The organism is Tessaracoccus sp. MC1756, assembly GCF_014164735.1.
GTDB lineage: Bacteria > Actinomycetota > Actinomycetes > Propionibacteriales > Propionibacteriaceae > Arachnia.
Genome location: NZ_JACJFZ010000005.1, coordinates 102,488 through 120,771 on the forward strand (window position 1 = coordinate 102,488; position 18,284 = coordinate 120,771).

An 18,284-nucleotide genomic window follows, 5' to 3' on the forward strand; every position below is an offset into this window, starting at 1 on the left:
CACTGACCTCGAAAGTAGGAGCACCCATGGCCGGCGGACTCGCAGCCCTTCTGGACGACATCGCCGCGATCGCGCGTGCTGCGGCCGCCTCCGTCGACGACGTGGCCGCGGCCGCCGCGAGGGCTTCGAGCAAGGCGGTGGGCGTCGTCGTCGACGACACGGCCGTCACCCCCCGGTACGTCCAGGGTTTCTCCCCGGATCGGGAACTGCCGGTCATCTGGCGGATCGCCAAGGGCTCCATCGTCAACAAGCTGGTCTTCATCCTTCCCGCCATCCTGTTGCTGAGCCAGTTCGCGAACTGGGCGTTGACCCCGCTCCTGATGTTGGGCGGCCTCTACCTCTCCTACGAGGGCGTGGAGAAGATCTGGGAGTCCGTGACCGGCCACTCCAAGGCGAAGAAGGCCCCGGCGCTGGTCAAGGGCGCCGACCACGAGAAGACCATGGTCAGCGGAGCCATCCGCACCGACTTCATCCTGTCGGCGGAGATCATGGTGATCTCACTCAACGAGGTGACGGATCTCGGTTTCTGGATGCGGGCCGCCTCCATGGTGGCGGTGGCGCTGGCCATCACCGTGCTGGTGTACGGCGTGGTGGCCATCATCGTCAAGATGGACGACCTGGGCCTCCACCTCGCCGCGAAGCCCAACTCGAAGCGCCTCGGTGAGGGCCTGGTCAAGGCCATGCCCGTGGTGCTCAGCGTGCTGTCCACCGTCGGGATCGCCGCGATGCTGTGGGTGGGCGGCCACATCCTGCTCGTCGGCATGCACGACCTCGGGTTCCACCCCGTCTACACCTTCGTGCACGACCTCGAGGCCGCCGTCGGCGGTGGCCTCCTCGGCTGGTTGGTCAACACCTTCTTCTCGGCCGTCATCGGCATCGTCGCTGGCGCCATCCTCGTGGCGATCATGCACCTCCTCCCGTTCGGCAAGAGCCACGACGAGAACGGGCACCCCGAAGCTGTCGAGGTGCCCGTCGTGCCGTCCGCCGAAAAGACGCGCGTCGTGCCCCGCGCGGAGCCGGGCGGAGCCTAGGCCTTCCCCAGGTCCTTCAGCGCGGGGCCCTCGAGCACGGTGCCGTCTGCCGCGAACCTCGACCCGTGCAGGGGGCAGTCCCAGGACTTCTCCGCGTCGTTCCAATGCACGACGCCCCCCAGGTGCGTGCACACCCCGGAGACCCGGCAGGTGACACCACCGACGGTGCTGGCCGCCACCGGCTTCCCGTCCAGCCGGCCCACGACGCCCTTGCCCTCGCCGGGCGGGTCGTCGGGCAGCGAGCTGAGTTCGCCGCGGAGCCAGTCCTTGGCGAGGTGCCCGGCCACCTTCACGTTGGCGCTCAACGCCTCACCGACGGCGCTGGCGGAGGTGCCGCGATCGGTGAGCGTCTCTGCCCACGGCATGGAACCGCCCAGCAGTTGCGCGCTGAGGTTCAGCGCGGCCGCCACCGCGTTGGTCATGCCCCACTTGTTGTAGCCGGTGGCCACGAAGATGTCGCCGTGCCCGCCGGGCAGCTTCCCCACGTAGGGCACCCGGTCGACGGTCGTGTAATCCTGCGCCGACCACGCGTGGGTCATCTCCAGGCCGGGGAACACCGAATCTGCCCAGGAGATGAGGCTCTGCAGCGCGGCCGCTTCCGAATCTGCGCGGCCGACGGTGTGACCATGACCGCCCACCATCAGCAGCTGCTCCGGGCCGTCATCAAGCGTGCGCAGCGAGTGGGTGGGGCTGTCGGCGCTGAGGTACATGCCCTGCGGGATCTGGCCGCTCGAGACCCGGTGCGCGGTGGCGTAGGAGCGCGAGGGCACCAGCTTGGCGAAGTAGCCGCCCCTGTCGAGCTGCGGGGTGCCGGTAGCGAGCACCACCCGCCCGGCCGTCAGCTCACCGCGGTTGGTGGAGACCCGCACGGGCGAATCGCCCTCCGCGTTGAGCAACCGGGTGTTCTCGAAGACGACGCCGTTGTGGGCGAGGAGTTGACCGGCGAGGGCGTCGAGGACGGTGAGGGGGTGGATCTGCGCCTGGTCCAGCATCGTGAGCGCGCCGGTGGTGGGGAACGGGAGCTCGGTCTGGTCGGTCCAGACGACCTCCTCGAGACCGGCGGCCTGACAGGCCTCCAGTTCCTTGCGCAGTTTGCCCGCGCCGTCGGAGGTGGTGGCGTAGGTGTAGGCCGTGCGGCGTTGGAAGTCGACGCCCTCGGTCTCCAGGAAGCGCACCAGCCACGCCTGGCCTTCGCGCTGGCCCTCGACGTAGGCGCGTAGCACCTTCTCGCTCTGATGTGAGCGGATGCCGCTGAGGGACAGGCCCTGCAGCAGGGAGAGTTTCGCCGTGGTGTTTCCGGTGGTGACGGCCCCGACGCTGCGTGCTTCCACGACGGCGACCGTCAGCCCTGTGCGTGCGAGGAGGAGTGCGGAGGTGAGGCCGGTGAGCCCGGCCCCCGCGACGACGACGTCGTAGTGGGCACCAGCGCTGAACGCCGCGGTGAAATCAGTCTTCGGAGGGTGAGTTGCAAACCAGTAGGACTCCATGTGACATCGTACGCCGGGAAGGAGGCCACGCAGCCGTGATGCGCGAAACCCCTGCTGCTGAAAGACGTCCTGAGAGTTCTCAGTGAGAGCCAGTCGAACAGGCCCTGACGAGCAGCTACTTCTCTCGTGAAACAGATGTTCCTGAGAACCAGATTTGGATTTCTCAGGTTTGGGTGCCTACTATCTCCGGGTCACTCATTCGGAAGGCACCCCCCATATGTTGAAGCGAGCGATCCACCTCCTGGTCGCGGCTGTCATGGCCGTGACGCTGAGTGTGGCCTACGGCGGCGACGCACAGGCGGCCGGCGGCAGCGTCTACACGCAGCCCGGCCACCATCTGGTCAACGGCCGCTACTGGCGCACCACCTGTGAAATGTATTCCCCGGAGGTCGTGCGCTGCAGCACCGACATCTGGGCCACGAGCGTCGTCAACCACCAGGGCCGGTTCGTCACGCACGACGGCTGGGTGTTCAACACGCTCACCTACCTCCCGTCAGACCGCGCCTCCTGGGGCAGCAACCCCCTCGCCAAGGCGGGCAGCTGGACGGGTACCGACGGCCGTCGCTGGAAGACCGAGTGCGACACCGCCGCCACCGGCCGCGGCGCCTGCCGCTCCTACGCGGTGACCACCACCATCGAGACCGCCACGGGCACCTACACCTCGGCCAAGGCCTGGGTCATCAACAACATCGTGCAGTTCTCCACGGCGAGCGTGCCGGCCGTGACCCGGATCCCCGCCCCCGCCCCGGCGCTCAGCTGGGTGCCTGTCGAGAAGCCCATCCCTGACGTCACCGTCGGCCAGCAGGTGGCGAAGGCCGCGCTGACCAAGGTGGGGTCCGCCTACCGGTACGCGAACGCCGGCCCGTCGACGTTCGACTGCTCCGGCCTGACCTCCTGGGCCTACAAGCAGGTGGGCGTGACGCTTCCGCGCACGTCAAGTGCGCAGATCTCCGTGGGGAAGCGGGTGGCCAAGAGCGAACTCCAGCCGGGCGACCTCGTGTTCTACTACAGTCCGATCAGCCACGTGGGCATCTACATCGGTAACGGACAGATCGTCGACGCGGCCAACCCGAGCACCGGCGTTCGGGTAGCCTCCCTCAACTCCATGCCGTTCGCGGGCGCGACCCGCGTCGTGGGTGCCTGAGCGCACCCTCCCCCTGAACGAGCCCATCGCCCTGTCCCCCCACAGGGCGGTGGGCTCTCTCACACCCTCTCGACGTCGATCAGCAGTGCCACGTCGGGGAAGCGGCCGGCCAGCCGGATGCCGACGGTGGCCAACTGGCGGCCGGTCATGACGCCCAGCTCGTAGCCGAGGCCCACGAGGGAGACCTTGTAGCGCGACGCGGGTTCCAGCCCCGGGAGCCGGATCTCCCCGAGCTCCGGCATCATCGGCTCGTCGATCACGGCGAAGGAGAACAGTGCCCGCGCCGGGGTGACCACACCCTTGAGCAGGAGGTGGGGGCTACCCATGTCGACGCGGACCAGGCGGCCGGTGTGGAGCAGTTCACGTACCTGCTTGTAGAAGCCGATGGTGAGCTGCAGCGCGCCGAACTCCTCCTCGGTGGCCTGTGTGAGGTCCCATTCGATACCCAGGTGGCCGAAGAGGGCGGTGGCGGCGCGGAACTCGATGCTGTGGCTGCGGCCCGTGGTGTGTGACTGGCCGGACGCGATGTGGCTGCCCATCAGCTCGAGGGGCAGGAGTTGGCCGGTCCACCAGAGCATGCGCTGGCGCGAGTGGGGATCGATGTTGTCCGAGACCCAGACCCGCTCCACGCGCTGCAGCACCTCGAGATCGATGCGGGCGCCGCCGGAACTGCACGACTCGAACTCCGTGTGCGGGTGCAGTTCCCGCAGCTCGTCGAGCAGCCGGTAGAAAGCGCGGGTCTGCGCGGAGACGCCCGGCCGCCCCGCGTCCGCGGTCGAGCCTGCGTCGACGAGGTCGCGGTTGTGGTCCCACTTCACGTAGTCGACGGCGTACTCGGCGAGGACGGCTGAGACCTGGTCACGGACGTGGCGGTAGGCGTCGTCGACGGCGAGGTTCAGCACCTGCTGGTTGCGCCACTGACCGGGCAGGCGACCCGCGGGCTGGAGGATCCACTCGGGGTGCTCACGCGCCACGTCCGAATTGGGGTTGACCATCTCCGGCTCGAACCAGAGCCCGAACTGCATGCCCCGTTCCCGCACGTGGGCCACGAGGCGATGGAGCCCCTCGGGGTAGGCGTCGGCGCTCACGACCCAGTCGCCGAGGCCGGCGGTGTCGTCGCGCCTGGCGCCGAACCAGCCGTCGTCGAGGACGAAGCGCTCCACGCCGACCTCTGCGGCCCGGTCGACGAGCTGCCGCAGGTGCCCGGCGTCGTGGTTGAAGTAGACGGCCTCCCACGAGTTGAGGGTGACGGGCCGGGGGCTGTCCGGGTGGACCGGGAGCGAGCGGAGGTACCGGTGGAAGCGCCAGGCCTGCGCGTCGAGGCCGGCCGCGTGGTTGAAGTAGACCCAGGGAGACGTGTAGCTCTCCCCCGCAGTGAGGCGTCCCTCGCCGGGGAGCAGCAGTTCGCCGCCGCCCACCACCTGGACGCCCGGCATGACGCGTTCGACGTAGTGGACGTGGTTGCCGCTCCAGGCGGTGTGGACGGCCCAGATCTCGCCGCCCTCGTAGCCGAAGCCACGCTCGCCGACGTGCAGGATGTACGCGGCGTCGTGCCCGGTGCGGCCGCGGCGCCCCTCCCGACGGTGGGTGCCGATGGTGAGGTCGAAGCGCTGGGGCACGCGTTCGGACGCCCAACGGCCGCCGAAGTCGAGCACCTCAGCGGCGCGGTTGGGGATGGGCAGCGCGAGATTGAGCTGGTCGACGGTGAAGGCGTCCTCACCGGTGTTGCCGACGGTGGCCTGTGCCCGGACGAGCCCCTCGGGCAGCAGTTCTACGCGCAGTGTCAGCGTCAACTCCGCGTCCGGTGACGTGGCGGTGAACTCCACCGCGCCGGGACCGGCTGCGGTGAAGCCGTCTTCCACGTCGGCGCCGGCCAGGGTGATCGACGCGAGTTCCCAGACGGGCGTCCACGCGCGGCCGTCGCGGGAGCCGACCAGTCCGGGCGTGCCCATCCAGCCATGACGCGCCTCCGGTACCAACCCGACGCGCAGCGGCACCAGGATGGAGTTGTGCTCGGCCGTGTAGCCGGCGGCGCCCAGCATGGCCTGCACATCCGCTGCCGTGACCTCGCCGATGTCGGCCCCCCAGTGCTTGACTTCAGGCAGCCCGCCGTCGGTGGTCAGCAGCAGCGAGACACCGTCGGCCCGCAGATGAATGGTCGTGGCCATGGGTGGCGCCTCACTCTCGAAGGGGTACCGGACCATCCTATGGATCCCGCGGAGCGGAGGTCGCCGTCATCTGGCCCGCCCGCGGCCCCAGCCGAGAAAATCGGGACGCGGTATTTTTGTCCCCACGGAGCGACGGCATTGTGCCTCTGACAGGGCATGTTCCACTTCCACCGCTAGCCATAGCCATTTCAGAGGAGATAAATACTTTCATCCCAACCCAAAATACGAGTTTCTTGTGTCATGATTGCGTTCCCGGCTGACTTGCGGTAGAGGTTCGCGAACGCCGGGCACCTCTGAGGGAGACACCGATGTCAACGCCCACACATCCTCGTCCCGTACGGCACAGCCGCAGGATCGCGATTGGAATCGCCACCGTGCTGATGGCCCAACTCTGGGCGGCCCCGCCGAGCCCGGTGGCGGCCGCGCCGGGCGACCAGATCGTCTCGGAGAACCAACTCCCCGGCAGTCCCGCCACTGAGTGGGACGTCGACGGGTCCGGGTCAGACACCATCCAGGGCTTCGCCACCGACATCAGCGTCAACGTGGGCGGCACCGTCGGCTTCAAGATCGACACACCCTCCACCGACTACCGCATCGACATCTACCGGCTGGGCTGGTACGACGGGGACGGTGCCCGCAAGGTCGCCACGATCGACAACCCCACCCTGGTCAACCAGCCCGGTTGCCAGCTGGCCGAACCCGCCCCGGTGAACCTGCTCGACTGCGGCAACTGGAGCCAGTCGGCGTCGTGGATAGTGCCTTCCGACGCAGTGTCCGGCATCTACGTCGCCCGGCCCACCCGAGAGGACGTGGGCGGAGATCTCGCCAGCCACATCCCCTTCATCGTGCGTGACGACGCCAGCACCTCAGAGGTGTTCTTCCAGGCCTCCACCACCACGTGGCAGTCCTACAACGCCTACGGCAACTACAACCTCTACGGCTACAGCGGCACCCAGCACGCCCACAAGGTGAGCTTCAACCGCCCGTTCCAGACCCGCGGTACCGAGCCCGAGAACTACCTCTTCAACTCCGAGTACCCCATGCTCCGGTGGTTGGAACGCAACGGCTACGACGTGAGCTACACCACCAGCGTCGACACCGCCCGCCGTGGCAATCTCATCCAGAACCACGACGCCTTCCTCTCCGTCGGGCACGACGAGTACTGGTCGCAGGAACAACGCGACGCCGTCGAGGCGGCCCGCGACGCCGGCACCAACCTCGCGTTCTTCAGCGCGAACGAGGTCTACTGGAAGATCCGCTGGGAGGACGACTTCCGCACCCAGGTGACCTACAAGGAGGGCGCGGCCGCCGGTTCCGACGAGCATTACAACTGCTACAACAACTACCAGTGCGACCCCAGCGACGTCTGGACGGGCCTGTGGCGCGAGGCGCCCGGTTCCACGCCAGAGAACTCCCTCACCGGCCAGATCAGCTGGCGCGACGACACGGTGGCCATGAAGGTCCCTGCCCGCTTCGCCCCGCTGCGGTTCTGGCGCAACACCGCCGTCGCGAGCCTCACCGGCAACGCCGAGGCGACTCTGGCCCCGGGGACCGTCGGCTACGAATGGGATCCCGAACAAGCCGAATACAACGAGTACTACCCGGACGGCCGGATCCTGCTGTCGTCGACGCAGATCAACGGCGAGTTCCACACCATGAGCCTGTACCGCGCTTCGTCCGGCGCGCTCGTCTTCGGCGCCGGCACCGTCCAGTGGCCGTGGGGTCTCGATGCCAGTTCGTCGACACCGCAGGCAACTGAGAACGCGACGCAGCAGCAGGCCACGGCCAACCTGCTCGCCGACATGGGCGCCCTGCCCACCTCGCTGCAGAGCGGGCTCGTCATGCCCACCTCCTCGACGGACGCCACCGGCCCGACGGTCGCCATCACCACGCCCGCCGAGGGCGCCGAGCTTCCCGGCGGCACTGTGAACGTCTCCGGCACCGCTGCCGACACCGGTGGTGTCGTCGCAGCGGTGGAGGTCTCCGTCGACGGCGGCACCACCTGGAACCGCGCCACCGGCACCACCGCCTGGCAGTACTCCTTCAACAAGCCGTCCGCGGGCAGCATCACCATCCAGGCACGCGCCGTGGACGACTCCGCCAACCTGGGCGTCGTCGCGTCCCGCACCTTCGGCACCGCCGACCAGGTGTGCGACGAGGCGACCCCGTGCTCGATCTTCGGGACCGCCGTCACCGGCACCCAGGAGAACGATGCATCAGCAACAGAGCTCGGCATGAAGTTCCGTTCGGACATCGACGGGTACATCACCGGTCTCCGCTTCTACAAGACCACCGGCAACACCGGCACCCACGTCGGCACGCTGTGGACAAGCGCGGGTGTCCCGCTAGCCACCGTGACCTTCGCCGGCGAGACGGCGACCGGATGGCAGCAGGCGTTCTTCGACAACCCCGTCCCGATCACGGCCAACACCACCTATGTCGCCTCGTATCACGCGCCCAACGGCAGCTACGCGACCGGGGCGCCGTTCACCACGGCGATCTCCAGCGCGCCGCTGACCGCACTGGCCGATGGCACCGACGGCGCCAACGGCGTCTACCTGTACGGCGCCGGAGGCTTCCCGACCCAGACGTTCGGGAGCTCGAACTACCTCGTCGACGTGTGGTTCGCCGAGACCGCCGTCGTCGGCCCGGACGTCACCGCGCCCACCGTCATCTCCCGTTCCCCGGCTACCGGGGCGACGGATGTCTCCCTGGGCGCCAATGTCACCGTCGGCTTCAGCGAACGCCTGGAGCCCGCGTCGGTCACCACCGCGACGGTGCTGCTGCGCGACCCGGGTAACGTCACCGTGCCCGCCACAGTGACGTGGAACGAGGCGTCGCGGACAGTGGTGCTGAACCCCACGGAGTCGCTGAACGCCGGAACCACCTACAGCGTCACAGTGCGGGGTGGCGCCACCGGCATCCAGGACCTCGCCGGCAACGACCTCGCCGCAGACGTCACCTGGAACTTCACCACGTTCATCCCGCCGGCAGACCGCCCGGACCCGAACACCGGCCCTGGCGGACCCGTCCTGGTGGTCACGGGGACCGGCTCGCACGGCACCTACCTCGCAGAGATCATGCGCGCTGAGGGCCTCAACCTCTTCGCCGTCGGATCCCGCGCCAGCCTCACGGCCGCCGGCCTCGCCGACTACCAGACTCTGGTGCTGGGCGAGACCTCCCTCACCACGGCCGAAGTCGACGCCATCACCGCCTGGGTCAACGCAGGAGGCGACCTCGTCGCCATGCGGCCCGACCCCGCACTCGCACCTCTGCTCGGCCTGCTTCCCGCAGTGGGCACGCTGGCCAACGCCTATCTGCAGGTCGACACGTCGTCCTCGCCGGGCGCGGGCATCGCCGGCATGACCATGCAGTTCCACGGCACGGCCGACCGTTACACCGCTGCGGGCGGCACCCGCGTCGTCGCGGGCCTGTACAGCTCGGCCACCGCCGCGACCTCGAATCCCGCCGTGACCACGCGGACGGTGGGGACGCTGGGCGGTTCCGCCTCAGCGTTCACCTTCGACCTGGCCGAGTCCGTGGTGCTGACCCGCCAGGGCAACCCCGCATGGATCAACCAGAACCGCGACGGCCAGGACGGCCCCAACCGCGGCAATGACCTCTTCTACGGTGGCGCAGAACCGGACTGGGTGGATCTCAGCCGCGTCGCAGTGCCGCAGGCCGACGAACAGCAGCGCCTGTTGGCCAACCTCATCACCTCAGCGACGGCTGACGCGATGCCGCTGCCCCGCCTCTGGTACCTGCCTCGGGATGAGAAGGCCGCCATCGTCATGACGTCTGACAACCACAACGGTGGCAGCGTCGACGGGCGGTTGGATCAGGAGATCGCCGCGTCGACGGCCAACTGTTCTCTGGGCGACTGGGAGTGCATCCGCTCCACCGCCTACATCTACCCCGGCAACAGCCACATGACGCCGGCGCAGGCGCTCGCCTACGAGGCCATGGGCTTCGAGATCGCGCTGCACCCCAACACCAACTGCACCAGCCCGACCGCAGCCGAGTTCGCCACCATCCTGGCCACCCAGAACGCAGCCCTCGCCAGCACCTACCCGGGCCTCATCGCGCCCAACACCAGCAGGAACCACTGCATCGCGTGGATCGGGTGGACGGACGTGCCGGAGGAACTCCTGAAGACCGGAGTCAACCTCGACACCAACTACTACTTCTGGCCGCCCGAGTGGGTTGCCAACACCCCCGGCATGTTCACCGGTTCCGGTTTCGCCCAGCGGTTCGCCGACGCCGACGGCCAGCTGATCGACGTCTACCAGGCCACCACCCAGATGACCGATGAATCCGGTCAGTCGTACCCGTTCACCGCGGAGACGCTCATGGACCGCGCACTGGGCGCCGAGGGGTACTACGGGGCCTTCGTGGCGAACATCCACAGTGACGGTTCCAGCGAACCGATCAACGCCAACATCGTTGCCGCGGCCAAGACCCGCGGCGTGCCGGTCATCTCCGCCCAGCAGCTGCTGACGTGGACCGATGGCAGGAACGCCTCGTCGTTCACGAACCTCGCGTTCGCCTCCGGGCAGCTCTCGTTCTCCATTGACGTGGCGTCGGGCGCGAACGGCCTCCGGGCCATGCTCCCGGTGGAGGGTGCCCAGGGCACGCTCGAGGGCTTGACGATGGCCGGCCAGCCGGTCCAGACCACGGAGCAGACCATCAAGGGGGTGCGGTATGCCTTCTTCCCTGCGTCCGCGGGCTCCTACGTCGCTTCCTACGGTGAGGACACCGCGGCCCCGGTGATCTCCGACGTCGCGGCCACCCCGGCCACCAACGGCACGGCAGAGGTCAGCTGGACCACCGACGAGCCGGCCACCACAAGGGTCCTCTACGGCACCTCCGCGGCCTCGCTGACGCAGGTGGCCGAGTCGAGTTCCCTCGTGACCGCCCATGGCATCACGCTCCAGGGCCTCGACCCGTCGACCACCTACTACTACCGCGTCGTCTCCGCCGATGCCGCCGCCAACAGCGCGACCTTCCCCGTGACGGCGTCCGCCCCCCTGTCGTTCCAGACGCCGGGCACCATGGCCACCGACGACACCGTCGCCCACTTCGCCGCGGGCACCCACACCGGCACCGCGGTCACCAACCAGTCCGGCGGCGAAGTGACGCTCGCCCCGTCTGTCACGGATGAATTCTCCGGGACGACTCTGCCCGACGGCTGGAACTCCACTGCGTGGGGCACCGGAGGTGGGACCACTGTGTCCACCGGAACCGCCACGGTTGACGGGGCGATCCTGGGCTACGGCACGACTGCTGCGATGTACGGGCCGGGCAGGTCCGTCGAGTTCGTCGCCACATTCGGCGCGACATCGTTCCAACACGCCGGGTTCGGCGTCGACATGAACGACGTCGCCCGGTGGGCGATCTTCAGCACCAACAACAGTTCCACAACGCTCTATGCACGCACCAACAACAATGGGGCCACAGCCGACTTCGCGCTGAATGGATCTCTGATCGGCAGCAGCCACACCTACCGCATCGATTGGCTGCCCACCCAGGTGGTCTTCTGGGTGGACGGCGTCAAGGTGCACACGGCGAACGTCGAAATCACCGGCAACATGCGCCCAGTGGCCAGTGACCTCAACGTGGGCGGACCGGCTCTGGTGCTGGACTCCGCCACCATGTGGCCGCCGTACGTCACCAATGGCGTCTTCGAGTCGCGCATCCACGACGCCGGAGCAGTGGTGACGTGGGGCACTCTGGACTACGACGCCACCCTGCCCCTCGGCACCTCGCTCAACCTCGAGGTCCGCACCGGCAACACCGCAACCCCTGATGGCACCTGGACGCAGTACGCGCCTGTCGCCGACGGCGCCGCCGTGGCCCAGGCCGGCCGCTACCTGCAGTACCGCGCCACCCTGGCCACCACCGATGTGAACGCAACCCCCGTGCTGCGTTCGGTCAACCTGCCGTACACGCAGGGGGCGACGGCTACAACAACCACCACCACCCTCGCGGCGGGCACTCCCACCTACAACAGCGTGCAACTGACCGCCACGGTCACGCCGAACGATGCCGCCGGCACCGTCCAGTTCAAGAACGGTGCCACCAACATCGGCGCGCCCGTGACCGTGGTCAATGGCACCGCCTCCTACACCGCCACCGGGCTCAGCCCAGAGACGCCGTACACGTTCACCGCCACCTTCACGCCGGCGAACGCGGCGCTGTTCACCGCCTCGACATCGGCGCCTCTCCAGGTGACCACCGCCGCGGCGCCCACGATGGCTACCGACAACACGGTCGCGGACTTCACAGCAGGCACCCACGTCGGAACAGTCGTCACCAACCAGGCGGGCGGCGAGGTCACCCTCGCCCCGGCACTGGATGAGGGCTTCTCCGGCACCACTGTGCCCACCGGCTGGAACTCCACCGCGTGGGGCACCGGCGGCGGGACCACTGTCGGCACCGGAACCGCCACCGTCGACGGGGCACTCCTCGCCTACGGCACCACTGATGCCATGTTCGGTCCCGGCAGGTCCCTCGAGTTCGTCGCCGCCTTCGGTGCCGCCGGCTTCCAGCACGCCGGATTCGGCGTCGACATGAACGACGTCGCCCGGTGGGCGATCTTCAGCACCAACCAGAGCACGAACACCCTCTACGCGCGCACCAACAACAACGGGTCCACAGCCGACTTCGCCTTGAATGGATCTCTGATCGGCAGCGAGCACACCTACCGCATCGACTGGCTGCCCACCCAGGTGGTCTTCTGGGTCGACGGCACCGTCGTCCACACCCAGGATGTCGCCATCACCGACACCATGCGGCCCCTGGCGAGCGACTTCAACACCGGCGGACCGACCGTCGTGGTGAACTCGCTCACGATGTGGCCCCCGTACGTCACCAGCGGCGTCTTCGAGTCGCGCATCCACGACGCGGGTACCCCCGCCGAGTGGGGCACCCTCGACTACGACGCGACCCTCCCCCTCGGCACCTCGCTGAACCTCGAGATCCGCTCCGGCAACACCGCAACGCCTGACGCGACCTGGACGCAGTACACGCCCATCGCCGACGGCGCCACCATGGGCCTGACCGGCCGCTACCTCCAGTACCGCGCCACCCTGGGCACCACCGACGCGAACGCAACCCCCGTGCTGCGCTCCGTCAACCTGCCCTACACGGCTGCAGAACCCGCCACCACGACGACGACCACGCTTTCGGCCGGCACTCCGTCGTACGACAGCGTGGAGCTGAGCGCCACCGTCGCGCCGAACACCGCAGCCGGAACCGTCCAGTTCATGAACGGCACCACCGAGCTCGGAACACCGGTGACCGTCGTCAGCGGCACCGCCACCTACACCGCCACCGGCCTCACCCCGAGCACCGACTACACCTTCACCGCGGTGTTCAACCCCACCAACCCGGCCCAGTTCACGACCTCCACCTCCAACCAGGTCCGGGTCACCACCACGGCTGCACCCGCAGTCACCACCACCACGACACTGACGGCCGGCACTCCCACCCACAACAGCGTCACCCTGACCGCCACCGTGGCACCCACCGGCGCGGCCGGCACCGTCCAGTTCATGAACGGCGCCACCGAGCTCGGTGCGCCGGTCACCCTCGTCAACGGCACCGCCACCTACACCGCCACCGGCCTCACCCCGAGCACCGACTACACCTTCACCGCGGTGTTCAACCCCACCAACCCGGCCCAGTTCACGACCTCCACCTCCAACCAGGTCCGGGTCACCACCACGGCTGCACCCGCAGTCACCACCACCACGCTGGCAGCGAGCAACATCACGCACAACAGCGTCACCCTCACAGCCAACGTGACCCCGAACAGCGCCGTCGGCACCATCCAGTTCAAGCGAGACGGCACCAACATCGGCAGCGCCATCACCGTGGTCAACGGCACCGCCAGCTACCTGGCCGCCGGGCTCACCCCCGAAACCGGGTACACATTCACCGCCGTGTTCACACCCACCAACGCGGCCCTGTTCACGACCTCCACTTCAAACGCGGTCCAGGTCACCACGACGGTCGCGCCGCCGACGTCCACCACAACAACCGTGACCGCGAGTCTCCTGACGCACAACAGCCTCACTCTGACGGCCACCGTCGCACCCGCCGGTGCCGTCGGCACCGTCCAGTTCACGATGAACGGAGAGCCGGTCGGCACGGCCAAGACCGTGGTCGACGGCGAGGCTGCACTGCTGGTCACAGGATTGACGCCAGAGACGCAGTACACGTTCACGGCGGTGTTCTCGCCGACGAACCCATCGCAGTTCGCCGCGTCGACATCCGCCCCGCTCCAGGTCACCACTGACCGGGCACCGGCAACGGAAACGAACACGACTCTGACGGCTGGCACTCCCACCCACAACAGCGTCGCCCTGACCGCCACCGTGGCGCCTGACAACGCCATCGGGACGGTCCAGTTCAAGAACGGCACCACCAACATCGGCTCGCCGGTCACCCTCGTCAACGGCACCGCCACCTACACGGCCACCGGACTGACCCCGGAAACGAACTACACCTTCACTGCGGTCTTCGTTCCGACGAACCCGCTGCTGTTCGCCACCTCCACCTCCAGTGAGGTCCAGGTGACAACCAAGGCGGTGCCGGCGGGTGCCACCTCAACCGCGCTCGCGCCAAGCAACGTGACGTTCAACAGCGTCACGCTTACGGCAACCGTTTCGCCCGACACCGCTGCAGGCACAGTCCAGTTCACGAAGGACGGCGCCAACATCGGCGGTGCGGTCACCGTGGTCGACGGAGTCGCCACCTATCAGGCCACCGGACTCAACCCGGAGACGCTGTACACGTTCACCGCTGTGTTCCTACCCGCGAACCCGGCACTGTTCACGACCTCCACCTCCAATGAGGTTCAGGTCACCACCATGGCTGCCCCTGCAGTCACCACCACGACGACGCTCACGGCCGGCACGCCCACCTACAACGGCGTCGCGCTGACGGCCACCGTGACACCCATCGGCGCCGTCGGCACGGTCCAGTTCAAGAACGGCACCACCGACATCGGCACACCCGTGACCGTCACCAACGGCACCGCCACCTACATCGTCTCCGGACTGAACCCGGAAACGGACTACACGTTCACGGCCGTGTTCACCCCGACCAACCCGGCGAAGTTCACGACCTCCACCTCGAACCCGGTCCAGGTCACCACCATGGCTGCACCCGCGGTCACCACCACGACGACACTGACGGCCGGCGCCCCGACCCAGACCAGCGTCGCCCTCACCGCCACCATGGCACCCAACACGGCAGTGGGCACCGTCCAGTTCAAGAACGGCGCCACCAACATCGGTGCACCGGTCACCCTCGTCAACGGCACCGCCACCTACACCGCCACCGGCCTCACCCCGAGCACCGACTACACCTTCACCGCCGTGTTCAACCCGACCAACCCGGCACTCTTCACGGCCTCCACCTCCAACCAGGTCCAGGTCACCACGGAGGCCCCGGCACCGATCGTGGTCACCCAGGTCACTGCGCCGACCTTCGCAGATGTCGCGGACAGCAACGGCGGCACCATGACGATCCCGAGCGTCACCGGAGTCCGCTTCCTGGTCGACGGCGTCGTGACGGCGGCCGGCACTCATAACCGGACCGCCGGCGAGGTCACCATCATCGCCGAGGCCCTGCCCGGCTACGTCATCGCCGATGGTGTCACCACCTCGTGGACCCACACCTACGTCGACTCGCGTGCCCGGGAGACGACCACCAAGCTGGTTGCCAGCACACCGACGCAGAACTCGGTGCTGTTGACCGCCACGGTGCTGCCTGACGATGCCGTGGGCACCGTCCAGTTCCGACGCGGTAACACCACCATCGGTGCGCCGGTGAAGGTGGAGCACGGCGTCGCGACGTTCAACGCGACGGGCCTGCAACCCGGCACGAACTACAGCTTCAGCGCTGTGTTCACGCCGAGCTCGTCGCTGTTCATCGGGTCCACCTCGGGCACCATCAAGGTGACAACCGCCACCACCGCACCCAAGTTCCTGCGCACGGCCCCGTACACCCAGCCGGGCCATCACACGATCAACGGGCGTGAATGGAACACCACCTGCGAGATCTACTCGCAGACCGAGCGTTGCCGCACGGATATCTGGGCAACGGTCGTGGTGATGAAGGACGGCACGTTCATCCGCACCAACGGCTGGGCGTTCAACAACCTGACGTACCTGCCGTTCATGACCCGCGAGGCCTGGGCCACCAACCCGCTGGCGAACACGGGCAGTTGGACGGCCACGGACGGACGGCGTTGGAGGACCGAGTGTGACACCCCGAGCACCGGCCGCAACGGCTGCCGCTCGTACGCCCTGGTGACGGTCTACACCGCCACACCACGGGCCTCAGGTGGCTACCGGTTCAGCCAGGACAACGCGTGGGTGTTCAACAACATCGTGTTGTTCGGCTCCCCCGCCATCCGGTAACCAACCCCCGGCCCGTCCGGACCGGACACACGCATCCCCACCGCAAGCGCGGTGGGGATGCGTCGTTTCGGCCGGCTCGGCTGTCCGGAACAGGGCGCGCTACTCCACCCGGGGCAGCCAGACCCTCATGGTGGCGGGCCCCCGGTTGCCCCACCGGTGATAGGGGATCAGCGCCGTCTGCCGGCGCTCGCCGGAGGCCTCATCGGGCGTCTCCCCGTAGGGCCACTCTGCGTGGGCCGGTTCGGTGAGCCGGATGGTGACGGACGGTTCGGCCCCGCCGACGATCCCGGCGCTGACATCCACCTGGGCCCGGGCCACGTCGGCGCCGAGGTCCGTGGATTCAAGCGCGAAGATCCTGGGGCCCTTGGCGACGGCCACCTGGTGGGTGATCGTGTCGATCCGCGGATCCGGGAAGATCCACCTCGCCTGCATCGGCAGGGTGAGGACGATCTCGTCGCCTGGCCGCACCGCTTCGACCACTGCATAGCCGGGCCTGGCGAGCCGAGGACCGGAGCCGGCGTCCAGGGACGCTTCGCCGGCCCACTCGGGAACCCGCAACTCGACCCGCAGCCCGGAGCTCGGAGCCCGGCGGACGGCCACCCGGACGACGCCGTCCTCCGGATAGCGAGTCGACATCTCGAGCTCGACCGGTTCGCCGTTGAGGACGGTCCGGATCTGGGCCGGCAGGTACTGGTGGATCTGGACCCCACCGTCGTCCGTCGTCGCCACCATCGAACCGAGCGAGGCGAGCGTGCGCGAGACGTTGGTGGGGCAGCAGGACACGTCGTACCAGGGAGCGCGAAGGGACGAATCGGCCCGAGGGCTGGGGACGTCCACCTCCGGCGGCGACCCGGGCGAGCGCCGGTAGAGCGTGTTGGCGTAGAAGTAGCTGTGCCCGTCCTCGGCCGTGGAGGTGGCGAGGATGTTGTAAAGGATGCGCTCGATCAGGTCGGCGAACCGTGCTTCACCCGTCGCCAACAGCAGCCGTTGGCTGACCATCATCGCGGCGACGCCCGCGCAGGTCTCGGAGTAGGACCGGTCCGGCGGCAGCTCGAAGTCCTCGCCGAACGCCTCGCCCGTGTGGCGGGAGCCCATGCCACCGGTGACATAGGTGCGCCGGGCGATGGTGTTGACCACCTGCAGCTTGACCGCCTCCAGGAGTTCCACGTCGTCGAGTTCCACGGCAGCGTCCACCGCGCCCGCGGCGAGATACATCGCCCGCACGGCGTGCCCCCTGGCGACGGTGGCCTCACGCACCGGCACGTCGTCCTGGTAGTAGCTGCGCCCCAACTCGATGTCGGCCAGGCGACCGTGCCCGCGTCGCTCGACGAAGAGTGCGGCCTGCCGCAGGTACCGGTCATCGCCCAGCAGCCGGCCCAGCTCCACCAACGCGACCTCAATCTCGGGGTGCCCCGGGATGGCGTCCCTGCCGTCTTCGCTGAACTCCCGGCAGACGTGGTCTGCGGCGCGGATGGCCATCTCCACGAAGCCGTCCCGGCCGAACGTCCTCGCCCGGGCGACGGCGGCCTGGATGAGGTGCCCGAAGCAGTAGAGCTCGTGCCCCCATTCGAAGTCGCTGTACCGCGGCTCCTGGCCCGGCCGGCCGAACTTCGTGTTGAGGTAGCCGTCCTCCTCCTGAACGGGGAGAATCCGTTGGGCCAGGGACTCGAACCGGTCATTCATCTCGGCCGACCCGGTGCGCCCGTGTTCCCAGGCCATGGCCTCCATCAACTTGTAGACGTCGGAATCCGAGAACTCGCGGCCGCGGCGCTTGTCCGGCAGGGTGCCCTCGACGGCCCAAGTGAAGTTCGCGATCCACCCCACCTTCTCCATCCAGTCATGGGCGTGGGCGATCAGCGTGGAGGCATTCAGCGACTGCCGGTCGGCCCAGAAGCCGCCCGTGATGTCGACGTCGCGGATCCCCAGCGGCCGCCAATGGCCCCTGCTGGGCGCGATGGGCAGGCCGAAAGCGGGCTGGGCGTCGTGGGTTGGGGCACCACGCTTTTGCGGTTGGGACGGCATCC

Annotated in this window: 6 protein-coding genes; 3 read left to right on the forward strand and 3 right to left on the reverse strand. The window is 68.3% G+C overall.

The genetic code is table 11. The features are described from left to right. Positions 1 to 26: 26 nt before the first annotated feature. On the forward strand, positions 27 to 1,031 hold the full coding sequence (locus tag H5393_RS12120; RefSeq protein ID WP_182766872.1) for a DUF808 domain-containing protein: 1,005 nt from the start codon (positions 27 to 29) through the stop codon (positions 1,029 to 1,031). Here H5393_RS12120 and H5393_RS12125 read toward each other — a convergent pair. Then, on the reverse strand, positions 1,028 to 2,518 hold the full coding sequence (locus H5393_RS12125; protein WP_182766873.1) for an FAD-dependent oxidoreductase: 1,491 nt from the start codon (positions 2,516 to 2,518) through the stop codon (positions 1,028 to 1,030). The two genes, H5393_RS12120 and H5393_RS12125, sit on opposite strands and share 4 nt — an antisense overlap. 217 nt (positions 2,519 to 2,735) lie before the next feature. Between H5393_RS12125 and H5393_RS12130 the strand changes: the two genes are divergently transcribed. Next, positions 2,736 to 3,662 carry a C40 family peptidase gene (locus tag H5393_RS12130; RefSeq protein ID WP_182766874.1) on the forward strand — a complete coding sequence of 309 codons (927 nt, stop codon included), beginning with the start codon at positions 2,736 to 2,738 and terminating at the stop codon, positions 3,660 to 3,662. Positions 3,663 to 3,721: 59 nt separating this feature from the next. Here the strand turns inward: H5393_RS12130 and H5393_RS12135 are convergent, their stop codons facing one another. Continuing rightward, complete coding sequence (locus H5393_RS12135; RefSeq protein ID WP_182766875.1) at positions 3,722 to 5,830, reverse strand: alpha-galactosidase; 2,109 nt, start codon at positions 5,828 to 5,830, stop codon at positions 3,722 to 3,724. 380 nt (positions 5,831 to 6,210) lie between these two features. On the opposite strand from H5393_RS12135, the gene H5393_RS12140 reads away from it, so the two are divergent. Beyond that, positions 6,211 to 16,260: a N,N-dimethylformamidase beta subunit family domain-containing protein gene (locus tag H5393_RS12140; RefSeq protein ID WP_255436511.1), complete on the forward strand. Its 10,050-nt coding sequence runs from the start codon at positions 6,211 to 6,213 to the stop codon at positions 16,258 to 16,260. Between the two features lie 99 nt (positions 16,261 to 16,359). On the opposite strand, the gene H5393_RS12145 is transcribed toward H5393_RS12140, so the two are convergent. After that, entirely contained in the window at positions 16,360 to 18,282 is a 1,923-nt protein-coding gene (locus H5393_RS12145) for a glycoside hydrolase family 127 protein (protein WP_182766877.1), read from the reverse strand. Between the last annotated feature and the right edge of the window lie 2 nt (positions 18,283 to 18,284).

Coding starts and splice junctions, on each gene's coding strand:
- H5393_RS12120 (WP_182766872.1), top strand. CDS start 27: ATGGCCGGCGGACTCGCAGCCCTTCTGGACGACATCGCCGCGATCGCG.
- H5393_RS12125 (WP_182766873.1), bottom strand. CDS start 2,518: ATGGAGTCCTACTGGTTTGCAACTCACCCTCCGAAGACTGATTTCACC.
- H5393_RS12130 (WP_182766874.1), top strand. CDS start 2,736: ATGTTGAAGCGAGCGATCCACCTCCTGGTCGCGGCTGTCATGGCCGTG.
- H5393_RS12135 (WP_182766875.1), bottom strand. CDS start 5,830: ATGGCCACGACCATTCATCTGCGGGCCGACGGTGTCTCGCTGCTGCTG.
- H5393_RS12140 (WP_255436511.1), top strand. CDS start 6,211: ATGGCCCAACTCTGGGCGGCCCCGCCGAGCCCGGTGGCGGCCGCGCCG.
- H5393_RS12145 (WP_182766877.1), bottom strand. CDS start 18,282: ATGCCGTCCCAACCGCAAAAGCGTGGTGCCCCAACCCACGACGCCCAG.